This is a genomic window from Endozoicomonas sp. SESOKO3, assembly GCF_024606255.1.
This window is the reverse complement of sequence record NZ_JAHHPR010000222.1, coordinates 1-3,740: the sequence shown is the minus strand read 5'-3', so window position 1 is coordinate 3,740 and position 3,740 is coordinate 1. Positions and strand designations below refer to the sequence as shown.

The following is a 3,740-nucleotide window of genomic DNA, read 5'->3' as shown; positions in this document are numbered from 1 at the left end:
CAATTATTGAGAGTCATGAATCAAAAGAGGCGACATCTATCCTGACACAGCGGGTCTGGCACACCACCATCAGACACGGCGATATCAGACACGCCACTATTTAGAGTTAGAGCACGTTTGTTCATTGCCCCACCAATCGAACCATCCATAGTCGATCTCCTTCATGTCATCTCAAGGACTGTATTGAAATTGTTTAACCCTCTGACTTTCAGATTGGATGAAAGTTCCATTTGGATAGACACGCGTAACTATCAAAATGCGACGCCCTTATGGAATATTCATGAAGTGTGGTAAACAGAGAAAAAATTCTGCCTGGTTTTACATCAATGAGTCGTAAATCGAATTCAAATTCACGCTGTTTAAAAACTCTTCAGCAATTATTGTCAGCTCATTGGGTTTCAGCACCAGGGCATTACTGGCGTTGAGTGCCTGCCGTAAGTGGGTATCCCTGAGAGTCCTCTCAAGCCGGTGGGGGCTGATAATTTCATGCATCATGGCAAATAGCTCTTCTGGTGAGGATGGATCATGAGCGCCATAGTTGTCCACGTATCTCTCTATACTGATGGTGTCCGCCATAGAGGCATTGACCCAGCAATACGTTAAAGAACCAGATTTTGAGTGCGTCATTTCATACAGGTAATAACTGAAGGCCAGCTGAATCGCTAGTTTGTATTTGAATTTTAAATCATCCAAAAGCCTTTGATCCCACCATGACACATCACAGGCATTGAGTTTGATTTTTTCCGATAATTGCTTCAAGTCCGGGCTGCTCTCAACTTCTCGATCACACAGAACATTGATTTTTTTCCAAATGATGCCTTCCCAGAGAGGTCGCCCCAGAATAATCACCGGACGGTGGTTCTCCTTGCCAGAGTTCAATTTCGAAAACGCGGGTTGGTGCACCAGCATTCGTTCTACATTCGGAACTCCCTGGGGTTCGCCCGTCCAGGCGATCTGTAAGGATGAACGGGTAATCTTACCTTCCAGGAATGGCGAAAACCCTTCATGACAATGAGTCACGAACCAGGCTTCATCGTTTATATTTTGGTATTTTCTATAAACCAACCGCCATATCTGGCTATTTTTTTCTCTGGACAAGAACATCCGGTACCACTTTTTCAGAGAATGGGCGGCTTCTACCTTCAGTTCATCGACGTCTTCCAGGCGCACCAATATCTGATGCTGTTGATGAGCACCCACAATATGGCCTTTATAGATCGGCGGTGAATCCAGCCAACACGATTCCAGAGTTTTACGGGCAAATTGAATAACCGAAGGTCTGGTTAAGTCAATGTGCTTCAGTATATCCACAATTAGACGTAACCAGTGCGTAGGGCTTACTCCGCCCTGAACAATCATTTTTGAATGAAGAAACTTGAGTTTTCCTGTGACCTGATCTTCATCGCTGTTGGACAAGATTTGTCTTACTGCCTCTGGCAGAGGGTTATGAAGATGACTATCGTCGCAAACCAAAAAATCGATACATTCCTCCACGAAACAACTCAATGTTTTTGTCTCCAGCAACTCCAACATTGAGAAGCCCATGGAAAAACCGGTTAAATTTTTTTCCTTCCAAAGGTTCCTTACTATTTCGAAAGTACTTAGATTGGTTTTTGGTAATGCAGTGTTTGCCACAAAAGCGTTGTTCAGTTCCTTCAGGCTCATGCCACAGGCTTTAGCCAGAGTTTGCTGTTGTGCTAAATCAGCCCCTTTCAGGAGTTCCTTCAGGAGATGCAGAGTCTTCTTTGACTCACCGCTGGAAGCAGGGACCTTTCTTGTGGGCTGGAAAGCAGGTGTGATTTCTGTTGTCCCATCGGGCGCACCGTCCAAATCCACTGATTCCCAGGTTTGGCCTCTATCCACAGAATACTCAGCAAAGCAGTGGACACGACTGGAAATTTCCCGACATGAAATCCCAAAATAACGACAAAAAGCGATAAAAACAGGCACACGATGACGACAGCTGCCTTGTCGCCGTGTTACCAGGAAACGAAAGAAATTTTCTTTGGCTTCTGGTTCAGCGTCACCGGAAAACTGTTTGCAATACTCCGTGATTGCGTTAATTCGTTGCCTGGTGTCTTTAGTGTCATTGATTGTTCGCAAAAGCGCCTTCATTTCGGTTGGGTGTCGGTCAATATTTGTAAACAGCTCTTTCAGTACGTTTTTCATACCCTCTGTACACTGGGCGTCAAAAGGTATTGATCGTCCTGGCCGGACTTCTTTAGCACGTGCATTTCCCCCCGGTTTTCCGGGTTCTACGACATAAGTACATTGAATACTCTGGTGGGCTTTGGCCTGTGGAATAAACAGTGTGTAAAGCCCGGTATATCGGTCCCTGATCAGCTTGAACGGCAAACCGTGCTCTATGCGCAGAGCCACGATAGCGTCATGAGGCGTCAGGCTGGGCAATGGATATTCACCATTCTCTGATGACAGCTCAAGGCTCGCCAGCGTTTGATCTCCGGTTAACGCAATTTCCTGGCCGTACTCTGGTAACGGATCAGGTATGAGGGTTTCTATCCCCAGAAGGTGATGACTATCAAGATTGATCTTTTTGATATCACCCTCAACAGTCACATAAACATGTTTTGCCCGCCAGCGATACATCCTGGGAGAATGGTTCTGCGTATCAAAAATTTTATGAATTTCACCTTTTGGGATCTCCAGAGCCTCATAGTTCGTTGTTCGATCCAATGCCTCAGCCTCTTTCTCCAAAGCTTCTGGAATGCCTGGTTCGGGAGCGTCATCACTGCCAGCTGATGCTTCCTTAATAAAATCATTCATCAAATGGTTCGGCAGATCACTTATCTGGTGCCAGAGTGCCGGACACAATTGAAACTCATTGGCGTTCCACGCCTCTAGCCGCCGATCAGTTTCCCGAAGATAAGGCTGGCAAGCCGGTGTTTTCAGCGTTTGTTCCTGCTCTTTCGTCAGGGGAAACACGCTATTAACGTCCACGCCCGTCTGGCTAAACCCATGATTAAACCAGCGTTGCTGCCAGTGTCGGTACAGTGACTGAGTGAGCATATCGTCTGACTGATCCGGCTTCAGGGAAAGACCGGATGCCTGCCACCTGGTCTGAGCTACCATCCTGATGATCTCCGTTCTGGCTTCTTCTTTACTCAGACGAGTCTTAATACAAATTTCATGGCGTTTCTCATCAATACTGTTGAGATCACCGCGTCCTACTACCCACGGACGATCAGTGTCCGATACCATTTGGTTGAACCAATGGCAAAGTCGATAATCAAGAGCGCTGTTACCCATGGCAAGAGCCAATGGTTCTGGTAGTTTCTCCAATGATATCTCCGCAGCCATCAGATAAAGCCGGTAGTGCTGATTGAGGCATCGATGAAGTTCTTCTTCGGTAAAATCGCCCCCCTGGATGACCTGGATCACGGCCCTGGCCACATTCTGTAAATCAAGGCTGGTGGGCTGCAACGGTAGTTTTTTCTGTTGCAGATAAACCCTCAAACGACAATGTATCTCAGTCAGGTGTTCAGCGATGATTTTCCCCTGTGGGGTCTGTGGCAACACTTTCCCGGCAATGGTCTGCAATTCTTCCTGGCTGTACTGCCGGATGGGCAAATGCCGGAAGCGCCCTTTCAGCGCCGGTGATAAGGGTTTTCGTCCGCTGTACTCCGGTGGATTGATGGTGGCAAACAGGTGGAATCCGGGATGGGCATCACCGGCCAGAATATCGTTTAACTCACCTTCCAGATGCTCGCTGTCGATCAGAT

General features: G+C 47.0%; 1 protein-coding gene. It reads right to left on the bottom strand.

The window, feature by feature from the left end:
- Positions 1-318: 318 nt before the first annotated feature.
- Positions 319-3,740, bottom strand: a 3,422-nt coding sequence (locus tag KDK18_RS03960; protein WP_257253365.1) for a transglutaminase domain-containing protein, incomplete at its 5' end; no start/stop codon positions are given.